This window comes from Microbacterium sp. LWO12-1.2 (assembly GCF_040675875.1).
Lineage (GTDB): Bacteria > Actinomycetota > Actinomycetes > Actinomycetales > Microbacteriaceae > Microbacterium.
Map to the genome: position 1 here is coordinate 666,704 of NZ_JBEGII010000001.1, position 19,716 is coordinate 686,419.

Genomic DNA, 19,716 nt, shown 5'->3' on the forward strand with positions numbered 1-19,716 from the left:
TCAGCCGGGCAATCCGAACAGCGCGGGCCAGGTCGCCGCGGCCCACGGGTAGCCGACGAAGACGGTCGCGTCGATCAGGAAGTGCGCCACCAGGAATGGCAGGAGTCTGCCGCTCCGCTGGAAGAGCCAACCGAACAGCAGCCCCATCGCGAGGTTGCCGATGAATGCACCTGGGCCCTGATACAGGTGGTAGCTCGCGCGCAGCACGGAGGTCGCCACGATGATCGTCCAGGGGCTCCAGCCCAACTGCTTCAGACGGGCGAACAGGTACCCGAGCACGACGAACTCCTCCTGCAGTGAGGCGCGGGCTGCCGCGAGCAGCAGGATCGGCACCGTCCACCAGTGCGCGTCGAGACCCGTCGGGTTCACCGCCACGAACAGCCCGAGCGCGCGCCCGACGAGGTAGAGAGCGAGGCCGGGGATGCCGATCGCGAGCACCAGCAAGATCCCATGGCCCGCATCTCGACCCCTACGGGTCCCATCCAGCCCCAGGCGTCCCAGGTGAGGACGAGACGTCTGCCACAGCAGGAAGCAGACGAGGACGACCGGCACGAGCGAGAATCCGATCGACAGGATCTGGTAGATCAGGTCGAAGATCTCCCGGTCGCTGCGCGAGGGATTCAGCGTCGCGGTCTGGTCCGCGAGCGGCGTCTCATCGGTCAGCCGGTAGGCCAGCTGGACGATCGCGTACACGGCCGATTGACCCAGGCCGAGCGCCAGCACGATCGCGATCTCCCACCACAACCGCGCACGCGAGGGCGGTGCGGTGGACAGGGCGCCGTCAGCCGGGAGAGAGGTCACGATCTCGATGCTACGGCCTGTGTTCAGGAACAGTCCCTGTGCGTGCGCTATCCTGGAACGTCGGTTTCTCGGCACTTCCCACCATCTTTTAGGACTCCTGCATGGCGCACGCCCTCCGCTCTGACCTCCGCAACGTCGCTATCGTCGCGCACGTCGACCACGGCAAGACCACGCTCGTCGACGCGATGCTCCGCCAGACCGGCTCGTTCGGCGAGCACGCCCACGTCGACGAACGCGCGATGGACTCGAACGACCTCGAGCGTGAGAAGGGCATCACGATCCTCGCCAAGAACACGGCGATCACCTACAAGGGCAAGCACGCCGACGGCAAGGAGATCACGATCAACGTGATCGACACCCCCGGTCACGCCGACTTCGGTGGCGAGGTCGAGCGCGGCCTGTCCATGGTCGACGGTGTCGTGCTGCTCGTCGACGCCAGCGAGGGCCCGCTGCCGCAGACCCGCTTCGTGCTGCGCAAGGCGCTTGAGTCGAAGCTCCCCGTCATCCTCCTGGTCAACAAGACCGACCGTCCCGACGCCCGCATCGCGGAGGTCGAGGAAGAGGCGCACGACCTGCTCCTGGGGCTCGCGTCCGACCTGGTCGACGATGTGCCGGACCTCGACGTCGACGCCCTGCTCGACGTGCCGGTGGTCTACGCGTCCGGTCGTGCCGGTGCCGCATCGCAGAACCGTCCCGCCGACGGCTCGCTGCCCGACAACGACGACCTCGAGCCGCTGTTCGAGGCGATCCTCCAGCACGTTCCCGCGCCGTCCTACGACGACGAGGCGCCGCTGCAGGCCTGGGTCACCAACCTCGACTCCAGCCCGTTCCTCGGCCGTCTCGCTCTGTTGCGCGTCTTCAACGGCACGCTCAAGAAGGGCCAGACGGTGGCCTGGGTCCGCGCTGACGGCACTCACCAGAACGCTCGCATCACCGAGCTGCTGAAGACCCGCGCCCTCGAGCGCTACCCTGCCGAGTCCGCCGGCCCCGGCGACATCGTCGCCATCGCCGGCTTCGAGAACATCACGATCGGTGAGACCATCGCTGACCCCGAGGACGTGCGTCCGCTGCCGGCCATCACGGTCGACGACCCCGCCATCTCGATGACGATCGGCACCAACACCTCGCCGCTGATGGGCAAGGTCAAGGGCCACAAGCTCACCGCCCGTATGGTCAAGGACCGTCTCGACAAGGAGCTCATCGGCAACGTGTCGCTCAAGGTCGTCGACATCGGACGTCCCGACGCGTGGGAAGTCCAGGGTCGTGGAGAGCTGGCACTGGCCATCCTCGTCGAGAACATGCGCCGTGAGGGCTTCGAGCTCACCGTCGGCAAGCCGCAGGTGGTCACGAAGAAGATCGACGGCAAGACCTACGAGCCGTTCGAGCACCTGACGATCGACACTCCCGAAGAGCACCTCGGTGCGATCACGCAGCTCCTCGCGAACCGCAAGGGTCGCATGGAGAACATGACGAACCACGGCACCGGCTGGGTGCGCATGGAGTTCATCGTTCCGTCGCGTGGCCTCATCGGCTTCCGCAGCGAGTTCCTGACCACCACGCGCGGCACCGGAATCGCCAACGCGATCTCGCACGGCTACGAGCCGTGGGCCGGCTCCATCACGACCCGTCAGAACGGCTCGATCGTCGCCGACCGCCAGGGTGTCGTTACCCCGTTCGCGATGATCGCCCTGCAGGAGCGCATGTCGTTCTTCGTGCAGCCCACGCAGGAGGTCTACGAGGGCATGGTCATCGGCGAGAACTCGCGCGCGGATGACATGGACGTGAACATCACCAAGGAGAAGAAGCTCACCAACATGCGTGCAGCCAGCTCCGACACCTTCGAGTCGATGACGCCGCCGCGTCAGCTGACGCTCGAGGAGAGCCTGGAGTTCGCCCGTGACGACGAATGCGTGGAAGTGACCCCCGAGGTCGTCCGCATCCGCAAGGTCAACCTCGATGCGAACACGCGTGCGCGTGAGACCGCTCGCATGAAGCGTCAGGACGCCGGCGCCTGACGACAGCTGTCCCGAAGAGGGCCTCATCCCGTCGATTTCGACGCGGAGGAGGCCCTCTTCTCATGAAATGCCCAGGTGAGAGATTGTTTTCGTTCAGGTTGGCCGTGCAGACTCGGTGACTTGCGCCCGGCGAGTCGGCTCCCATGAGTCGCCCTGTTCCCTGCAGGTCCGGGTGGACGACGACCCGAAAGTCGAATCCGTGCTTCACCTTCACAACACCCGTGCGTCTCGGCGCGCCGCCGCAGCCCTCGAGGCTCACTCCGCTGTTCGTGCCCGCCGCCCCGTGCTGCTCCTCGGCACGCTGACCGGCGCCCTGTTGGGCATCACTCTCACGGTTGGGGTTGTCTCGGCCCCTGCGGCCGGCGCCGAGAACCCCGCCACGGCCGATCTCGTGGCTGCCGCAGCAGCCAGCGGCCCTCAGCCTCTGCGCGAGATCGCGGATGACGCGAGCGAGGCGTACGCCGAGGCCACCGAGGCCGTCGCGGCGGCCGAGGCCCTCACCGCCGAGGTCGGGGCCTCCGATCTCGATCTGGGCGACACGGTCGTCTCGATCGACACTGCCGACTTGCAGACCGACGTGGAGGCGCTGGCCGACCGCGCTCTGGTCCCCGCGCTCCTGCTCGAGGACCTGACAGCCGATACCGTCGCCGACACCCGTGCGGTGGTCGCGCTCACCACGGACCTGAGGGCGACCTACACGACTGCGCAGGAGCAGAAGGCGGCTGCGGAAGCGGCGGCTGCCGCGGAGAAGGCCGCCGCTGAGAAAGCTGCGGCCGCCGCGGCCGCGCTCGCTTCCGCGAACACCGTCGACGGCGCGAAGGCGACCGCGCGCGAGATGGCATCCAGCCGCTATGGGTGGGGCGACGACCAGTTCTCCTGCCTGAGCTCGCTGTGGACCAAGGAGTCCGGCTGGAACTACCAGGCGTACAACGCCGACGGTGGTGCCACAGGGATCCCGCAGGCGCTCCCCGGCAGCAAGATGGCATCCGCCGGCAGCGATTGGCAGACCAACGCGGCCACGCAGATCGCCTGGGGGCTCGAGTACATCGCCGGGTCCTACGGGTCCCCCTGCAGTGCGTGGTCGCACTCGCAGGCGATGAACTGGTACTGATCTCCGTGTCGCGACCGAGAAGGCCCGGCCCCACTGCGGGGCCGGGCCTTCTGCGTGTGGTCAGCGCAGCTCGGAGATGAGGACGGCACTGGTGCCCGCGACCGTCGCCTCGAAGATGTGGGGCACGTCGCCCGCGTACGAGAGGTAGTCGCCCGGATGCAGGAGGATCGGCTGCTCCACCGGACCGATCCGCGCCTCTCCGGCGATCAGGATGACGTGCTCCGTGGTGCCGGGGTGGTGCGGGTCGGAACGTCGAGGGTCTCCGGGCTCCGCCTGGATCAGGTACAGGTCGCGGCGGGCGCCCGGAGGGCTGGCCGACAGGAGAGAGGCGCTGTACGCGGCGGCCGACGACGGCACTCCGGCGAGATCATCGGCACGGATGAGTGTCGGTGCGTTCGTCTGTTGATCCACCAGCACCGCGAAAGGAACCCCGAGGGCGACTCCCAGTGCCCACAGGGTCTCGACACTCGGATTGCCTGCGCCGCCCTCGAGCTGGGAGACGGTCGCCTTCGAGATGCCGGCTCGTCGCGCGAGCTCGGAGACCGAGAGGGATGCGGCTTCGCGCTCGCGGCGGAGCGTGCGGGCGATTCGAGTGCGGAGATCCTCCATGTGTTCATCATGCCAAACGATCGTTCGCTTGACTATCCATGCCTGATTGTTCAGAATGATCATCATGTGTTCAGTGAACCGAACGCTCGGTGAGGTCCGCCGGTGACTCCCGAGCGTGAAGTGTGGCGTGAAGCGCTCGGTGTCGTGCTCGCGACCAGTGCCTATGGCGTCTCGTTCGGCGCCCTCGCGGTGGCATCCGGGCTCGACATCTGGCAGACGTGTGTGCTGAGTCTGCTGATGTTCACCGGCGGCTCGCAGTATGCGTTCGTGGGCGTGTTCACCGCCGGGGGAGTCGCGGCCCTGCCCTCGGCCATCGCGTCGGCGGTGCTCCTGGGCGTGCGCAACGTGGCCTATGGCATGCGCATGTCGCCGATCGTCGGGGGAGGAGCGGCCCGTCGCGCAGCGGCCGCGCACTTCACGATCGACGAATCCACGGCCGTTGCCATCTCGCAGGGCGATCCCCGCCTGAGCCGTGTTGGATTCTGGGTGACGGGTATCGGCATCTTCGTGGGCTGGAACATCACCACGCTGATCGGTGCGCTCGTGGGCGATGTGCTCGGCGACCCGCGGGCGTGGGGATTGGACGCCGCGGCGGCGGCCGCGTTCCTGGCGCTGCTGTGGCCGCGACTGCAGCAACGGCAGGCGATCGCCGTCGGAGTCGCTGCCGCAGTCGTCGCTGCCGCGCTCACTCCATTCCTGATGCCGGGCATCCCGGTGTTGATCGCCGCTCTCGTCGCGATCGTCGTCGGATGGTTCAACTGGTTCGGGAAACATCCGTCGACCGGCACGGCTCAGCCGGCGTCGGGGGTGGCGCCGTGAGCGTGTGGAGCGCGATCCTGCTGGCGGCCCTCATCTGCGTCGCGCTGAAGGCAGTGGGGTACCTGGTGCCACCCTCGGTGCTCGAGGCGCCGCGACCGGCCCGCATCTCCGACCTGTTGACGGTGGCGCTGCTGGCGGCTCTGGTCGCCGTGCAGACGCTCGGGGCCGGGCAGGCGATCATCGTCGATGCCCGCGTGCCCGCGCTTCTGGTTGCGGCCGGGCTGCTCTGGCTGCGCCAGTCCTTCCTCGTCGTGGTGTTCGCGGCCGCCGCGGTCGCCGCCGTCCTGCGGCTGCTCGGGCTCGCGGTCTGACCGACCGATGCCACCGGGAGCCCGCAGCCCACGCGGGTAGGATCGACTCGTGCGCGTCAGCTGGGTGTCGAGAGTGTTGTCGTGGGTCGCAGCGGCCCTGGTCGGCGGCGTGTACGGTATCGCCGGCACGATCGGCCACAGCCTCACCTGGGGCGTCATTCCCGTCGGCCTCATCGTCGGCGGCATCGCCTGCGCCGCGATCCTGGTCGCGATCCGCGCACTCACGCACGACCGTGGGGCGGCGCTCGCTGCCGGTCTCGGGATGCTCGGGATGCTGACAGTGATCTCGGGTGTCGGTCCCGGAGGGTCCGTGGTGGTGCAGGACTCCCTGGCCGGCCGCATCTGGACGTATCTGGTGGCAGGGCTCGTGCTGCTCGTCGTCGCCTGGCCCTCATTGTCGCGACTGCCGGTGCAGACCTCGGCAGGCGCTGCGAATGCTCCGGTCGCTGATGCCCCTCTCATCACCTCGGTCCCGAGTCGTACGGCTGCCTCGGAGGAGAGCGACCCGCGCGAGTCGTAGACTGGACGGGTGACGTATGTGATCGCCCTGCCGTGTGTTGATGTGAAGGACCGCGCCTGCATCGACGAGTGTCCCGTGGACTGCATCTACGAGGGTGAACGGTCGTTGTACATCCATCCGGACGAGTGCGTCGACTGCGGAGCCTGCGAGCCCGTGTGCCCCGTCGAGGCCATCTACTACGAGGATGATCTGCCCGACGAATGGCAGGACTACTACAAGGCGAACGTCGAGTTCTTCGAGGAGATCGGTTCTCCCGGTGGTGCGGCGAAGGTCGGCGTGTACTCGTTCGACCACCCCGTCATCGCGGCTCTGCCGCCCCAGGGCGAGTAAGTCCCGCCCGTGAGCGTCCGCGACCTCGCCGACTATCCGTGGGACGCCGTGATCCCCTACCGGGAGCGCGCGGCTCAGCATCCGCAGGGCCTGGTGGATCTGTCGATCGGGTCGCCCGTCGATCCGACCCCCGACATCATCCGTCGTGCACTGGCCGAGGCGACGGATGCGCATGCCTACCCGCAGACCGTCGGCACGCCCGCGGTGCGTGAGGCGATCGTCGACTGGTACGCGCGGCGCAGGGGAGTGCCCGACCTCACGGTCGACAACGTGCTCCCGACGATCGGTTCGAAGGAACTCGTGGCGTTGCTGCCCACGCTTCTCGGCCTGGGCGACGGTGACATCGTCGTGCATCCGCTCGTCGCCTACCCGACCTACGAGGTGGGTGCGCGCATCGCCGGTGCCACTCCGCTCGCCGCGGACGACCCGGCCAGCTGGCCCGAGGGCACGAAGCTCATCTGGATCAACACTCCCGGTAACCCGGACGGACGCACCTGGACGGTCGATGAACTCGCCGCGGCCGTCGTCCGCGCCCGCGAACTCGGCGCCGTCCTCGCCAGCGACGAGTGTTACGCGGAGCTCGGCTGGGACGGACCATGGGCGACCGAGGCGATCCCCTCGATCCTCGACCCGCGCGTCACGGGCGGGAAGCGGTCGAACCTCCTGAGCGTCTACTCCCTGAGCAAGCAGTCCAATCTCGCGGGATATCGGGCAGCATTCGTCGCGGGGTGCGCACGGATCGTGGCGGACCTGCTCACCGCCCGCAAGCACCTCGGACTGATGCCGCCGGCACCGATCCAGCATGCGATGGCGGTTGCGCTCGGCGATGACGAGCATGTCGCCGCGCAGAAGGAGCTGTACCGCGCGCGGCGCGACACGCTGCGTCCGGCACTCGAGGCTGCGGGCTTCCGGATCGACGGCTCGGAGGCAGGACTCTACCTCTGGGCGACCGAGGGGCGTGACGCCTGGGAGACGATGGCACGGCTCGCCGACCTCGGTATCCTCGCCGGTCCAGGGCCGTTCTACGGTGCACACTCCACGCAGCATGTGCGCCTGTCGCTCACGGCACCCACCGAGCGCATCGCAGAAGGCGCGCGTCGGCTGCGCGAGGGACTGTAGATTCCCTCCTGGTCTCCGTTCTCCCTTTGGCGGATGTCACAGTAGGCCTGAGTCCCTACTAGGCTGTAAAAGCGATTCGGTCGTGATCCGACCAGGCGCTTGTGCGCCGCGAGATCGCCAGTTCCGGCTTGATCAAGATCTTGTCTGATTCCCACGCGACAGGCGTACGGGCAGACACAACGAGGAGGCCCGCGTGAGCGCAGCGGCAGACCAGCAGGCGACAGCGAAGCTGACCATCGGTGACACCACCGCGGAGTTCCCCCTCGTGCATGGCACGGCAGGGCACGACAGCATCGACTTCTCCACCCTGACCCGCCAGACCGGCTACACGGGGCTCGACTACGGGTTCGTGAACACGGCGTCGACGAAGTCCGAGATCACGTTCATCGACGGCGACAAGGGCATCCTGCGCTATCGCGGCTACCCGATCGAGCAGCTGGCCGGCACCACGAGCTACCTCGAGGTCGCGTGGCTGCTCATCTACGGCGAGCTCCCCTCCGCATCCGAGCTGGCGGAGTTCGACGAGAAGATCCGTCGTCACACCCTGCTGCACGAAGACCTCAAGCGCTTCTTCTCAGCGCTGCCCCACACGGCGCACCCGATGTCAGTGCTCTCCTCGGCTGTGGCCGCTCTCTCGACCTACTACGAGGGCCAGACCGACCCGCACAACCCCGAGCACGTCGAGCTCAACATGATCCGCATGCTGGCGAAGCTGCCGGTGATCGCCGCGTACGCCCACAAGAAGAGCGTCGGCCAGGCGTTCCTGTATCCCGACAACTCGCTGAGCTTCGTCGACAACTTCCTCAAGCTCAACTTCGGAGTGCACAGCGAGCCGTACGAGGTCAACCCGGTGATGTCGAAGGCGCTCGAGCTCCTGCTGATCCTGCACGAGGATCACGAGCAGAACGCCTCCACATCGACAGTGCGTCTGGTCGGCTCCACGGGTGCGAACCAGTTCGCCTCCGTGTCAGCCGGGATCCAGGCGCTCTCCGGTCCACTGCACGGTGGCGCGAACGAGGCCGTTCTCACCATGCTCGGCCAGATCCGCGACTCCGGTCAGAGCGTCGCACGGTTCGTCGAGCGCGTGAAGAACAAGGAAGAGGGCGTGAAGCTGATGGGCTTCGGGCACCGGGTCTACAAGAATTACGACCCCCGCGCCAAGCTCGTCAAGGACGCCGCAGACGAGGTGCTCGCCTCACTCGGTGTGACCGACCCGCTGCTGGACCTGGCCAAGGAGCTCGAGGAGCTGGCCCTCGCAGACGACTACTTCCGTGAGCGTCGCCTCTACCCGAACGTCGACTTCTACACCGGCGTCATCTACAAGGCGATGGGCTTCCCGACACGGATGTTCACCGTGCTCTTCGCGATCGGCCGCCTGCCCGGTTGGCTCGCCCAGTGGCGCGAGCTGCAGAGCGACCCGCAGACGAAGATCGGACGCCCGCAGCAGCTGTACGTCGGCTCGCCGGAACGTTCGTTCCCGACCTCGCGCTGACCTGACCCGGCCCTGCAGGGCTCATCGCTCCCCACGAACCCCCGTCGACCGCCTGCATGGCGGCAGGCGGGGGTTTCTTACTGCCCGTGAACTCGTTCCGGAGACGAGAACGGCCTGCCCTCCCGAAGGAGGACAGGCCGTGTCGAGTGTTGCGGGTCAGCGACCCTGAGCGCTGCGGCCGCCCTGACGCTGACCGCCCTGGCGGGAGGAGAAACCGGCCTGGCCCTGACCGCCACCCTGTCCACCGGAGCGGGGGCGACGACGGCGTGCGGGGGGAGTGGAGGCGCCTGCGCGCTCACCACCGGCCGGGCGCTGCTTGGCCTGACGCTGCGGCTGTGCTGCCTGCACGGGGGCAGGGCGCACGTGTGCGGCGCGCTCCGGCACGAGCCCGGTGACGGCCGCGGCCGTGGCGCTCTCGAGCGGAGCCGTGATGGCTGCCTTGCGCAGGAGGTCCTTCACGTCGCGGCGCTGCTCGGGGAGCACGACCGTGACGACGGTGCCGGCAGCACCAGCGCGCGCGGTACGGCCCGAGCGGTGCAGGTAGGCCTTGTGCTCCATGGGCGGGTCGACGTGGACGACCAGGTCGACGTTGTCGACGTGCACGCCACGGGCGGCGACGTCGGTGGCCACGAGCACGCGCACGCCACCGTCGGCGGGGTCGGACGAGAAGGCGCTCAGGTTGCGCTCACGCGCGTTCTGAGACAGGTTCCCGTGCAGGTCGACCGCGGGGATGCCCGCAGCGGTGAGCTGCTTGGCGAGCTTCTTGGCCTGGTGCTTCGTACGGGTGAACAGAATGCGGCGACCGGTTCCCGATGCGAGATCGCGGACCAGGGTCGTCTTGTCGTCGGTCGATTCGACGACGAGCACGCGGTGCGTCATCTCGCCGACCGGCACGCTCTCTTCGTCGACCTCGTGGCTGACGGCGTTCGAGAGGAAACGACGCGCGAGCGTGTCGATTCCGCGGTCGAGCGTCGCGCTGAACAGCAGGCGCTGGCCGCCGGCGGGAGTCGCGGTGAGGATGCGTGTGACGCCGGGCAGGAAGCCGAGGTCCGCCATGTGGTCAGCCTCATCGAGCACGGTGACCTCGACGGCGTCGAGCTGCACGATCTTCTGCTTCATGAGGTCTTCGAGGCGGCCGGGGCACGCGACGACGATGTCGACGCCGCTGCGCATGGCCTGCTCCTGCGGGCGCTGGCTGACGCCACCGAACACGGTCGTGACACGCAGGCCCTTGGCCTCGGCGAGCGGCGCGATGGTCGCAGCGATCTGGGTGGCGAGCTCGCGGGTGGGGGCGAGCACGAGGCCACGGGGGTGGCCGGCGCGGCTCTTGCGCGTCGAGGCGGCGATCCGAGCGACGAGCGGAAGGGCGAAAGCGATCGTCTTTCCGCTGCCGGTGCGACCGCGGCCGAGGAGGTCGCGGCCCGCGAGGGAGTCGGGGAGCGTGTCGCGCTGAATCGCGAACGCTTCGGTCTTGCCGTCCTTTGCGAGGACGGAGGCGAGATCGGCGGGCACGCCGAGGTCGAGGAAGGAAGTCATGAAGTATCTCCGAGAATGCACGCGCGAACGAGATGGCCGGGTGCGTGAGGTGGGCGACGGCGCGGGATCGCGCATCGTTTCGCCGTTCGAAATGGCCAGAACCAGGCTAGTGGCGCGGGAGCGTGTCGACGACGCAGACGTCTCGCATTGCGATGTACGTCACGCTGACAGTATCACGGGCAGCAGGGGAGAGCCTGTGCGGCACTCCGGAGAGCCGCACAGGCCGTGCGCGGAGAGCGCGATTCAGGCGTGCAGTGCCTCGTTCAGGGTGACGCCGACACCGGCACGGCGCACGGCTTCGACCGCGCCGCTGAGAGAGTTGCGGCGGAACAGGAGTCCATCCTGTCCGGAGAGCTCAGCGCCCTTGACTGTCTTCTTCACGCCGTCGGCCGTCGTCGGGCCGTCTGCCAGCACGATCTTGGTCCCGGCGGTGACGTAGAGGCCCGCCTCGACGACGCAGTCGTCACCCAGCGAGATGCCGATCCCGGCGTTCGCCCCCAGGAGGGTGCGTGCTCCGATCGAGACGCGGTGGGTGCCGCCCCCGGAGAGCGTGCCCATGATCGAGGAGCCGCCGCCGATGTCGCTGCCGTCGCCCACGACCACGCCCTGCGAGATGCGGCCTTCGACCATCGAGGCCCCGAGGGTACCCGCGTTGAAGTTGACGAACCCCTCGTGCATCACCGTGGTGCCGGGGGAGAGGTAGGCACCCAGGCGCACGCGTGATGCATCGGCGATGCGCACGCCTGCCGGCTGCAGGTAGTCGGTCAGGCGGGGGAACTTGTCGAGCCCCTGTACCTGGATGCCGGCGCGCTGGAGCGTCGGGCGCAACCGGGCGGCGTCGGCAGGGTGGACCGGACCGGCGTTGGTCCAGGCGACGTTCGGCAGGTGACCGAAGATGCCGTCGAGACTCAGGTCGTTCGGACGCACCAGAAGGTGGGAGAGCGCGTGCAGACGCAGATACGCGTCGGCGGTGGAGGCCGGCGCCGCATCGAGGTCGATCTCGAGCTGGACGACCTCGACCGTGACGTTGCGGCGCTCGTCGGGGCGTGCGTCGTCCTGCAGTGCGGCAGCGGCGGCTGCGGACTCGCCCGCAGGTGCGGTACCGGTACCGAGTGCGGAGTACCACGCGTCGAGCACGGTGCCGTCACCGGCGATCGTGGTGAGTCCGACACCCCAGATGCTGCGCGATTCAGTCATGACTCCACGGTACCGGGAACCGCGCAGGCCTCCGGTCCTGATGACGTCATGCTCGCCCAGGCGGGGCCCGGGGCGGCAGGTCATAGGCTGGGGTCATGGTGCTCGATCTCACTGCGTCCTCCCTTGCCCTCACGCGCGCGATCTGCGACATCCCGAGCGTTTCGGGAGAGGAGCACGCTCTCGCCGACGCGATCGAGGAAGCGATCGCGTCGCTGACACACCTGGAGGTGATCCGGCACGGCAACACGATCGTCGCGCGAACCGCCCTCGGCCGCAGCCAGCGCGTCGCGATCGCGGGCCACATCGACACGGTGCCGATCAACGACAACCTCCCCACGCGTGACATCGAGATCGACGGAGAGCCGTACCTCTGGGGACGCGGAACCGTCGACATGAAAGCCGGCACGGCGGTCCAGCTGAAGCTCGCTGCCGAGCTGACGGATCCCACCGTCGACATCACCTGGATGTGGTACGACAACGAGGAGGTCGAAGCGTCCAAGAACGGCCTCGGGCTGCTCGCCTCCGTACGTCCCGATCTGTTCGAAGCCGACTTCGCGATCCTCGGCGAGCCGTCCAACGGTGAGGTCGAGGGCGGATGCAACGGCACGCTGCGCGCCATCGTGCGCACATCCGGCGTGCGTGCCCACGCGGCACGTGCCTGGATCGGCGAGAACGCGATCCATCGTGCCGCCCCTATCCTGACGCGGCTCTCCGAGTATCGTGCCCGCGAGGTGCTCGTCGAGGGGCTGCTCTACCGCGAGAGCCTGAGCGCCGTGCGGATCTCGGGCGGCGTCGCCGGAAATGTGATCCCCGACGCCTGCGAGGTGGAGATCAACTACCGTTTCGCCCCGAGCAAGACCGCGGGTGACGCTGAGGCACATGTGCGCGGTGTCCTCGCCGGATTCGACCTGGAGGTCACCGACGCCGCTGAGGGTGCACGCCCGGGCCTGGACGCCGCGATCGCGCAGCAGTTCGTGGCAGCGGTCGGTGCCGAAGCACGGCCGAAGTACGGGTGGACCGATGTCGCGCGCTTCTCGGCGCTCGGCATCCCGGCCGTGAACTACGGGCCGGGTGACCCGCATCTGGCACACCACGACGAGGAACGCGTGCCTGTCGCGCAGATCGAAGCGGTGGAGCAGGGCCTGCGCGCATGGCTCACGTCCTCCTGACACTGTCCCGCCGGTGGGCGCTGACACCTGTCGCGCTCCGCATCGCCGTGATCTATCTCGCGGCGCGCCTGGTCACCACGCTCTTCTTCGTGCTGGCAGGGTCGATGTCGACCTCGCTCTCGCGGTTCGGGGCCGATGCGGGCATCGTGGACTTCGTGCTCGGATGGGATGCCCAGTGGTACTGGCTCGTCGCCGAGAACGGCTACCCGAGCGAGCTGCCCCTGACTGATTCCGGCGATGTCGCCGAGAACGCCTGGGCATTCATGCCGGTGTTCGCCATCCTCGCGAAGATCGTGGGTTTCCCGTTCGGTTCCTGGGGAGCCGGAGCCTTCCTGGTGTCGGTGGTCGCGGGGTACTTCGCCTGCGTGGCCCTGCACCGACTTCTGCGGGACCGGATCGGTGCCTCGGCTGCGATGTGGGCCGTGACCTTCTTCACGGCAGGACCGTTGGCGGCGCTGTTCCAGGTCGGGTACGCCGAGACGCTGTTCCTGCTGCTGCTGTTCCTCGCGCTCGATGCCGTGGCCCGGCATCGCTACGCCTGGCTCTATCTGCTCATCCCGGTGATGGCTTTCACCCGCCCCGGCATTCTCGCCTTCGCCCTCTACCTGGGCCTGCATGGGATTCTGCGCTGGGTGCGGCGACGCGAGGATCCCCTGGCCACGCGCGAGATCGTGCACATCGTCGCGCTGGGAGCGCTCGCGACGGCCGCCGGGTTCTCGTGGCAGCTCATCGCCGGGGTCGTCACCGGTGATCCCGGCGCGTATCTGGCGACGGAGCTGGCCTGGAGGCGTCATTGGGTCGTCGGTGGCGTCGAGGGTTTCATCCCCTTCGAGGGATGGATCCAGGCATCACAATTCTGGTTCGGCCAGTGGGGGCTGCCGACGTGGGGCGGGCCGGTCGCCCTGATCCTGCTCGTGGTGGCGGCAGGAGTGGCGCTGCTGCGCTCGCCGCAGGTCAGGGCGGTGGGCACCGACCTGCGGTTGTGGAGCGCCAGTTATCTGCTGTATCTCCTGGCCGTCTTCTTCCCGCAGTCGAGCACCTTCCGCCTGTTGGTCCCGCTCAGCCCGCTCTGGGGAGCGGTCGCGGTGCCGCGATCTCGCGTCTGGCGGCTCGGTGTGCTCGCGGTCGGCCTGGCGGGGCAGTGGCTGTGGATCTACCACGTTTACGCCCTCGGCAACACTTTCTGGCAGGTGCCGTGAATGTAAAGGATCGGTGCATTTCTTCACAGGTGACGTCCAGGCGCGATCGCACCCGATAAACTCATCTCATACCACCGAGGAAAGGGGCCACGATGGCAGCGATGAAGCCGAGGACCGGAGACGGACCCATGGAAGCCGTGAAAGAAGGGCGACTCATCATCGTGCGCGTTCCGCTCGAAGGCGGCGGCCGCCTGGTCGTCTCTGTGAACGACGCCGAGGCGAAGGAGCTTCACGACGTGCTGGCCGGCGTCGTGGCGCCTGCCTGAACGAGCAGATCCGTTTCCACACGGACGACGAAGAAGGCGACGGATCATCGATCCGTCGCCTTCTTCGTGTGTCAGAGGTGTCGTCAGGACCGCTCGGAGATGCTGACCAGCTGCAGCAGACCTTCTCCGGCGGGGGAGACCGTGGCGAGCACGGCCGAGGACTCCTGCGTCTCCTGGACGAGGGAGCGGTAGGCCGAAGTGATCTCATCGCGCTGCACCGGATCCGCGGCACGGCCGCCGACCAGTACCCGCGGGACGAGGACGATGCCGCCATCGCGCACGAGCCGCAGCCCGTGGGCGACGTAGGCGATGACGTTCTCGGGGTCGGCATCGACCAGCACGATGTCGTAGGACTTCTCGTTCATGCGAGGAAGGACGTCGGACGCGCGGCCGGTGATGAAGCGCGCCTTGGTCGATGGGACCTTCGCATCGGAGAACGCCTGACGCGCCGCAGCCAGGTGCTCAGGCTCACTGTCGATCGTCGTGAGCACAGCCTGCGGAGCACCTCGCAGCAGCCAGAGGCCGGAGACTCCGGCTCCGGTGCCGATCTCGACGATCGATCGCGCGTTGGTGGCCGCCGCCAGCACGGCGATCTGCGAGCCGACGGCAGCGCTGATCGGTGCTGCCCCCAGTTCCACCGCGTGGGCGCGCGCGCGGGCGATCGCATCCGGTTCCACGATGGACTCGCGGATGAAGCGTGCGTTCGCGTCGTGCTCGCTCATGCCCTTGTTCTCCCTGCCTGCATATGAGTGTTTCCAGGATATTCGCTCCGTGTGCACCAGGAGCGCAGGCGCGACGGTAGCCTGGACAGATGCAATTCGGGCTCACCTTCGAGAAGCTGCTGCTGATCGGTCTCATCGTGGTGCTTATCGTGGGTCCGGACCGGCTGCCTCGCGTGGCCGAGGGCTTCGCGAAGTGGGTTCGCAAGGCCGGTGAGTACGTGCGCGACACCAAGTCGAAGATGCGCGACGAGATGGGCCCCGAGCTCGACGACGTCGATTGGCGCAAGCTCGATCCGCGTCAGTACGACCCGCGTCGCATCATCCGCGAGGCGCTCATGGAGGACCCTGCCCCGGCCGCCGCGGCCGCCGCGACGAAGACCGTCATCGCCGAGCCGGCGGCGCCGCGGATCCCGCAGGAGTTCAGCGCCACGAACAAGCCGCCGTTCGACGTCGAGGCCACGTGACCTCTGCCGCTCGAAGCGGCGGTGTCACGGATCGCGACCGCGCCGCCCTCGTGGCAGCGCTCATCTGCGCTGCCGGCGGCGTCCTGATCTGGTTTCTCTGGGTCCTCCCCGTCGCCGCATCCGTGGACGCCGCGGATACGCATCCGATGGGAGAGCCGGCCGTGGTGCAACTCGATGCCGGGCAGCGCGCCGGTATCTGGGGGAGAGGGATCTCGGCGAACCTCGGCACCATGGCCTGCACCGTCACCGCGCCGGACGGGGAGGGCGTGGCCACGCGCAGCGGCCCCTCGCTCGACTGGAGCGACACCCTGTGGTGGATGACGCCGAAGTGGGGATTCGAGCAGAGTGCGCAGTTCACCGCCGCCGATGCCGGAACCTATCGGGTGAGCTGCGTGGACTCCCTCGACACCTATGACGGCGAGTTCCTGATCGCCGGCGATTCCTTCGGCGGCGGCAGCATCGGTCTCGGTCGCAACGGCGGCAGCGACTACGCGATCGGCTCGCTGCTGGCGTTCGGCGCCGTCTTCTGCCCGCCCGTGGCGATCATGCTCCTCATCATCATCGGTATCCGGCTCGCCCTCGCGAAGAGCCGGTCGAGCCGCGTGTCCCGCTAGCCGATCTTCGCGCGGAGGGTCACGATGTCGTCGTCGGTGAGCAGAGCGCGGGGGATCGCGGTCGCGGCTGAGGCATCGCGCAGCTTGAACAGCACCGCGTCCTTGCCGGCGCGCATGCTCTGGAACGTGCTGTAGCGGATGTCGGAGCGGCGGCGACCGCTCCCCATCTGGAGCACGTCGTCGCCGAGCGCCACCCAGACGACCGTCTCCGGAGGCATGGCGGCTCGAACTGCGCGGCGCGCACTCGACACACTCAGGACGATCGCGTAGGCGGCCAGGCCGAGGATCACGGGTGGCATCCACGCGGCGAGACCGACCTCGTCCGGGCCGGCGGCGACCCGCGCGTTCAGGTTCAGGATGCTCAAGACGAACGCACCGGCGAGCGCGACCCACATCACGATCGCGAGCGGTCTGGTCAACGAGTACACGGTCGCGTCGTTGGCCATCCGCCGCAGCAGGCTCTCGTCGACGGTGAGCGAGCGGGGGGTCGTGGACACGCCCCTATTCTCCCACGGCGATTCAGCCCACGGAGATCGGCAGTGCGCGCCCGGAGAGGCCCCTGCCCTGTCGCGCGAGGGTGGCGGCGAGCTCGTTGATCGCCCGGGCTGCGGCATCCGCCGGCTCGCTCAGCACGACGGGATCTCCCGCGTCGCCTCCTGCCCGCAGCCTCGGGCTCAGCGGGATCGAGGCGAGCAACGGCACGGTGTCTCCCGCCTCCGAGAGCGCCCCGGCGACGGCTGCTCCGCCTCCGCTGCCGAAGAGATCGATGACGGTGCCGTCGGGGAGCGAGAACGCGGCCATGTTCTCGATGACACCGATCACGCGCTGGCCGGTCTGCCGGGCGACCAGGCCGCTGCGGATGGCGACCTCTGAGGCGGCCGTCTGCGGGGTCGTGACGACCAGCACCTCGGCGTGCGGCAGGAGCTGTCCGATCGAGATCGCGATGTCTCCTGTGCCGGGAGGCATGTCGATCAGCAGCACGTCGAGGTCACCGAAGAACACGTCGGTCAGGAACTGCGAGACCGTGCGGTGCAGCATCGGTCCGCGCCAGGCGACCACGGCCTCGCCGTCACGCAGGAACATGCCGATCGAGATGGTCTTCACCCCGTAGGCGACCGGGGGCAGCATCAGGTCGTCGATGCGGGTGGGTTGGGTGCCGGTGGGGATCCCGAGCAGACCCGGGATCGAGAACCCGTGCACGTCGGCGTCCACGAGCCCGACCGCGAGCCCCTGTTCCGCGAGTGCGACGGCGAGGTTCGCCGTGACGGTGGACTTGCCCACTCCGCCCTTGCCGCTGGAGACCAGGACGACGCGGGTGAGGGACTCGGGGCCGAACGGCATCTGCCTGGCGGGTCTCCCGTCGCGGAGCTTCTCGGTGAGCGCCTTGCGTTCGGTGGGCGTCATCACACCCACCTCGACGTCGACATGGGCGATCCCCGGGACGGAGGCGGCGGCGTTGCGGACATCGGACTCGATCCGGGCGGCGGCGGGGCAGCCGACGATCGTGAGGACGATGCCGACATGGGCTATGTCGCCCTCGACGGTCACCTCGCGGACCATGTCGAGGTCGCCGATGGGCCGGCGCAGCTCCGGGTCGGTGACCGCTGCGACCGCCGATCGGACGCTGTCCGCCGCCGTCATGAGCTGGTGCCGGCCGCGTCCGGCTTCTCGTCGTGCTCGAGTTCCGCGAGCAGCGCCTTGAGCTCCTGACGCAGCACGTCACGGGTCACGGCCTGGGCGTTGCGCTCTTCGAGCGACATCCGCAGTGCCACGATCTCCCTGGCGAGGTACTCGGTGTCCGCGAGGTTCCGCTCCGCGCGCTGACGGTCCTGCTCGATCTGCACCCGGTCGCGGTCGTCCTGACGGTTCTGCGCGAGCAGGATCAGGGGAGCGGCGTAGGACGCCTGCAGTGAGAGCATCAGCGTGAGGGCCGTGAACCCGAGCGCCGCGTCATCGAAGCGCAGCGGATCGGGCATGAGCGTGTTCCACACGATCCACAGAACGCAGAACAGCGTCAGGATGACGAGGAACGCCGGAGTGCCCATGGCACGAGCCACCCACTCCGTGAAGCGGCCGAATCTGTCGCGCGAGGTGGGGCGCGTGCGGGTGGCGCCTCTGCCCAGAGGCGCGTCGAGACGAGGGGAACGTGCCATCAGCGCACCCCCTTCGAAGGCTCGGCGGCATCATCACTGTCGTGCGAGCGCCAGTCGTCGGGGAGCAGGTAGTCGAGCACATCGTCGATGCTGATCGCGCCGACCAGCCGGTGCGCGGCATCGATCACGGGGAGTGAGACGAGGTCGTAGCTCGCCAGCATCCTCGCCACCTCAGCCGCCGACGCGGTGACCGACACGGGCTCCATGCTGTCGTCCACGATCGCCCCGAGCCGCTCGTGCGGGGGATAGCGCAGCATCCGCTGGAAGTGCACGACGCCGAGGAGTCGGCCGGTCGGCGTCTCGAACGGCGGGAGGGTCACGAAGACCGCAGCAGCGAGTGCCGGGTGGAGTTCATGGCGGCGGATCAGCGCCAGGGCCTCGGCCACCGTGGCATCGGCCGAGAGGATGATCGGTTCGGGGGTCATCAGACCGCCGGCCGTGTCGGGGCCGTAGCGCAGCAGCATCCTGACGTCCTCGGCCTCCTCCGGCTCCATGAGCTCGAGAAGCTGCTCGAGGCGGCCAGGGGGGAGCTGTGCCAGCAGGTCGGCGGCGTCATCCGGCTCCATCTGGTCCAGGATGTCGGCGGCGCGCTCGTCACCGAGCCGGTCGAGGATGTGCACCTGCTCGTCTTCCGGCATCTCCTCGAGCGCATCGGCCAGCCGGTCGTCCGAGAGTTCCTCCGCGACCTCGATCATGCGCTGCTGCGGAAGATCGAGAAGAGTGTTCGCGAGGTCGGCGGCGTGCAGCTCGGAATACGAGGCCACGAGTTGCTCCGCGGACTGCGCTTCGCCCGGCGTGTGCTGCTCGGTGACCTCGCTCCAGGCGGCGAAGGTCGTCGGCCCCTTGGCGAACGGAGAGGCGCTGGTCTTCGGGCGACGCAGGAACAGCTGGCTGATCGCCCACTCGCCGAGTCGGTTCGGCTCGATGGCGACGTCCTCGATCACCGCGGTGCCGCTGCCGTCGACGAAGCTCATGCGGCGTCCGAGCATCTCGGCGAGCACACGCACCTCTCCCGCACGGGGGGAGAAGCGTCGGACGTTGATCAGCCCGGTGCTGATCACCTGTCCGGAGCGGATCGAGGTGACACGGCCGATCGAGAGGAAGACCTGGCGACGACCCGGGATCTCCACGACGAGTCCGATCACGCGGGGTGCCGCGGTACTTCGGTACACGATGACGACGTCACGGACTTTGCCGAGCCGGTCGCCGACGGGGTCGAAGACGGCGCACCCGGCGAGGCGCGCGGCGAAAACCCGTTGTGTGCTCACT

General features: G+C 68.4%; 22 protein-coding genes. 13 read left to right on the forward strand and 9 right to left on the reverse strand.

Annotation, left to right across the window (positions count from 1 at the left end; genetic code table 11):
• A complete protein-coding gene (locus tag MRBLWO12_RS03125) occupies positions 1-804 on the reverse strand; it encodes a CPBP family intramembrane glutamic endopeptidase (RefSeq protein WP_414685505.1) in 804 nt (267 codons plus the stop codon).
• Positions 805-902: 98 nt separating this feature from the next.
• Between MRBLWO12_RS03125 and typA the strand changes: the two genes are divergently transcribed.
• Both typA and MRBLWO12_RS03135 read left to right on the forward strand, forming a co-directional pair.
• Entirely contained in the window at positions 903-2,816 is a 1,914-nt protein-coding gene (gene typA, locus MRBLWO12_RS03130; RefSeq protein WP_363552597.1) for a translational GTPase TypA, read from the forward strand.
• Positions 2,817-3,015: 199 nt separating this feature from the next.
• A complete protein-coding gene (locus tag MRBLWO12_RS03135) occupies positions 3,016-3,927 on the forward strand; it encodes a phospholipase (protein ID WP_363552599.1) in 912 nt (303 codons plus the stop codon).
• Positions 3,928-3,987: 60 nt separating this feature from the next.
• Here MRBLWO12_RS03135 and MRBLWO12_RS03140 read toward each other — a convergent pair whose 3' ends face one another.
• Positions 3,988-4,536, reverse strand: a complete 549-nt coding sequence (locus MRBLWO12_RS03140) for a helix-turn-helix domain-containing protein (protein ID WP_363552601.1) — start codon at positions 4,534-4,536, stop codon at positions 3,988-3,990.
• A 102-nt stretch (positions 4,537-4,638) separates the two neighbouring features.
• Between MRBLWO12_RS03140 and MRBLWO12_RS03145 the strand changes: the two genes are divergently transcribed.
• From MRBLWO12_RS03145 to MRBLWO12_RS03170, 6 genes are all read left to right on the forward strand, one after another.
• Positions 4,639-5,355, forward strand: a complete 717-nt coding sequence (locus MRBLWO12_RS03145) for an AzlC family ABC transporter permease (RefSeq protein WP_363552603.1) — start codon at positions 4,639-4,641, stop codon at positions 5,353-5,355.
• The gene (locus tag MRBLWO12_RS03150; RefSeq protein ID WP_363552605.1) at positions 5,352-5,666 is read left to right on the forward strand and encodes an AzlD domain-containing protein; all 315 of its coding nucleotides are present in this window, start codon (positions 5,352-5,354) and stop codon (positions 5,664-5,666) included. Before MRBLWO12_RS03145 ends, MRBLWO12_RS03150 begins: the two co-directional genes overlap by 4 nt.
• A 49-nt stretch (positions 5,667-5,715) precedes the next feature.
• A complete protein-coding gene (locus MRBLWO12_RS03155) occupies positions 5,716-6,186 on the forward strand; it encodes a histidinol dehydrogenase (RefSeq protein ID WP_363552607.1) in 471 nt (156 codons plus the stop codon).
• A gap of 9 nt (positions 6,187-6,195) precedes the next feature.
• A complete protein-coding gene (gene fdxA / locus MRBLWO12_RS03160) occupies positions 6,196-6,516 on the forward strand; it encodes a ferredoxin (RefSeq protein ID WP_363552609.1) in 321 nt (106 codons plus the stop codon).
• Positions 6,517-6,525: 9 nt separating this feature from the next.
• Complete coding sequence (gene dapC / locus MRBLWO12_RS03165; RefSeq protein WP_363552611.1) at positions 6,526-7,635, forward strand: succinyldiaminopimelate transaminase; 1,110 nt, start codon at positions 6,526-6,528, stop codon at positions 7,633-7,635.
• Positions 7,636-7,828: 193 nt separating this feature from the next.
• On the forward strand, positions 7,829-9,127 hold the full coding sequence (locus tag MRBLWO12_RS03170; protein WP_363552613.1) for a citrate synthase: 1,299 nt from the start codon (positions 7,829-7,831) through the stop codon (positions 9,125-9,127).
• A gap of 156 nt (positions 9,128-9,283) precedes the next feature.
• On the opposite strand, the gene MRBLWO12_RS03175 is transcribed toward MRBLWO12_RS03170, so the two are convergent.
• Both MRBLWO12_RS03175 and dapD read right to left on the reverse strand, forming a co-directional pair.
• Entirely contained in the window at positions 9,284-10,663 is a 1,380-nt protein-coding gene (locus MRBLWO12_RS03175) for a DEAD/DEAH box helicase (protein WP_363552615.1), read from the reverse strand.
• A gap of 243 nt (positions 10,664-10,906) precedes the next feature.
• Entirely contained in the window at positions 10,907-11,860 is a 954-nt protein-coding gene (gene dapD / locus MRBLWO12_RS03180) for a 2,3,4,5-tetrahydropyridine-2,6-dicarboxylate N-succinyltransferase (protein ID WP_363552617.1), read from the reverse strand.
• A gap of 95 nt (positions 11,861-11,955) precedes the next feature.
• Here dapD and dapE point away from each other — a divergent pair, with 95 nt between their 5' ends.
• From dapE to MRBLWO12_RS03195, 3 genes are all read left to right on the forward strand, one after another.
• Entirely contained in the window at positions 11,956-13,029 is a 1,074-nt protein-coding gene (gene dapE / locus MRBLWO12_RS03185; RefSeq protein WP_363552619.1) for a succinyl-diaminopimelate desuccinylase, read from the forward strand.
• Positions 13,011-14,228: a hypothetical protein gene (locus tag MRBLWO12_RS03190; RefSeq protein ID WP_363552621.1), complete on the forward strand. Its 1,218-nt coding sequence runs from the start codon at positions 13,011-13,013 to the stop codon at positions 14,226-14,228. The genes dapE and MRBLWO12_RS03190 overlap by 19 nt, the downstream gene beginning before the upstream one ends.
• A gap of 92 nt (positions 14,229-14,320) precedes the next feature.
• Positions 14,321-14,494 (forward strand): DUF3117 domain-containing protein, encoded by a 174-nt coding sequence (locus tag MRBLWO12_RS03195; protein ID WP_141872549.1) that lies wholly within the window; start codon positions 14,321-14,323, stop codon positions 14,492-14,494.
• Between the two features lie 83 nt (positions 14,495-14,577).
• On the opposite strand, the gene MRBLWO12_RS03200 is transcribed toward MRBLWO12_RS03195, so the two are convergent.
• Positions 14,578-15,216, reverse strand: coding sequence for an O-methyltransferase (locus MRBLWO12_RS03200; protein WP_363552623.1), 639 nt, complete (start codon positions 15,214-15,216; stop codon positions 14,578-14,580).
• An 89-nt stretch (positions 15,217-15,305) separates the two neighbouring features.
• Between MRBLWO12_RS03200 and MRBLWO12_RS03205 the strand changes: the two genes are divergently transcribed.
• Positions 15,306-15,680: a twin-arginine translocase TatA/TatE family subunit gene (locus MRBLWO12_RS03205; RefSeq protein ID WP_363552626.1), complete on the forward strand. Its 375-nt coding sequence runs from the start codon at positions 15,306-15,308 to the stop codon at positions 15,678-15,680.
• Positions 15,677-16,294, forward strand: coding sequence for a hypothetical protein (locus MRBLWO12_RS03210; RefSeq protein WP_363552628.1), 618 nt, complete (start codon positions 15,677-15,679; stop codon positions 16,292-16,294). The genes MRBLWO12_RS03205 and MRBLWO12_RS03210 overlap by 4 nt, the downstream gene beginning before the upstream one ends.
• Here the strand turns inward: MRBLWO12_RS03210 and MRBLWO12_RS03215 are convergent.
• From MRBLWO12_RS03215 to MRBLWO12_RS03230, 4 genes are read right to left on the reverse strand one after another with little or no spacing between them, the layout of a single operon-like run.
• A complete protein-coding gene (locus MRBLWO12_RS03215; protein WP_363552630.1) occupies positions 16,291-16,791 on the reverse strand; it encodes a YcxB family protein in 501 nt (166 codons plus the stop codon). The two genes, MRBLWO12_RS03210 and MRBLWO12_RS03215, sit on opposite strands and share 4 nt — an antisense overlap.
• Positions 16,792-16,813: 22 nt before the next feature.
• A complete protein-coding gene (locus MRBLWO12_RS03220) occupies positions 16,814-17,935 on the reverse strand; it encodes an Mrp/NBP35 family ATP-binding protein (protein WP_363552632.1) in 1,122 nt (373 codons plus the stop codon).
• Complete coding sequence (locus MRBLWO12_RS03225) at positions 17,932-18,447, reverse strand: DUF1003 domain-containing protein (protein ID WP_363552634.1); 516 nt, start codon at positions 18,445-18,447, stop codon at positions 17,932-17,934. The genes MRBLWO12_RS03220 and MRBLWO12_RS03225 overlap by 4 nt, the downstream gene beginning before the upstream one ends.
• On the reverse strand, positions 18,447-19,715 hold the full coding sequence (locus tag MRBLWO12_RS03230; RefSeq protein ID WP_363552636.1) for a magnesium transporter MgtE N-terminal domain-containing protein: 1,269 nt from the start codon (positions 19,713-19,715) through the stop codon (positions 18,447-18,449). Before MRBLWO12_RS03230 ends, MRBLWO12_RS03225 begins: the two co-directional genes overlap by 1 nt.
• Between the last annotated feature and the right edge of the window lies 1 nt (position 19,716).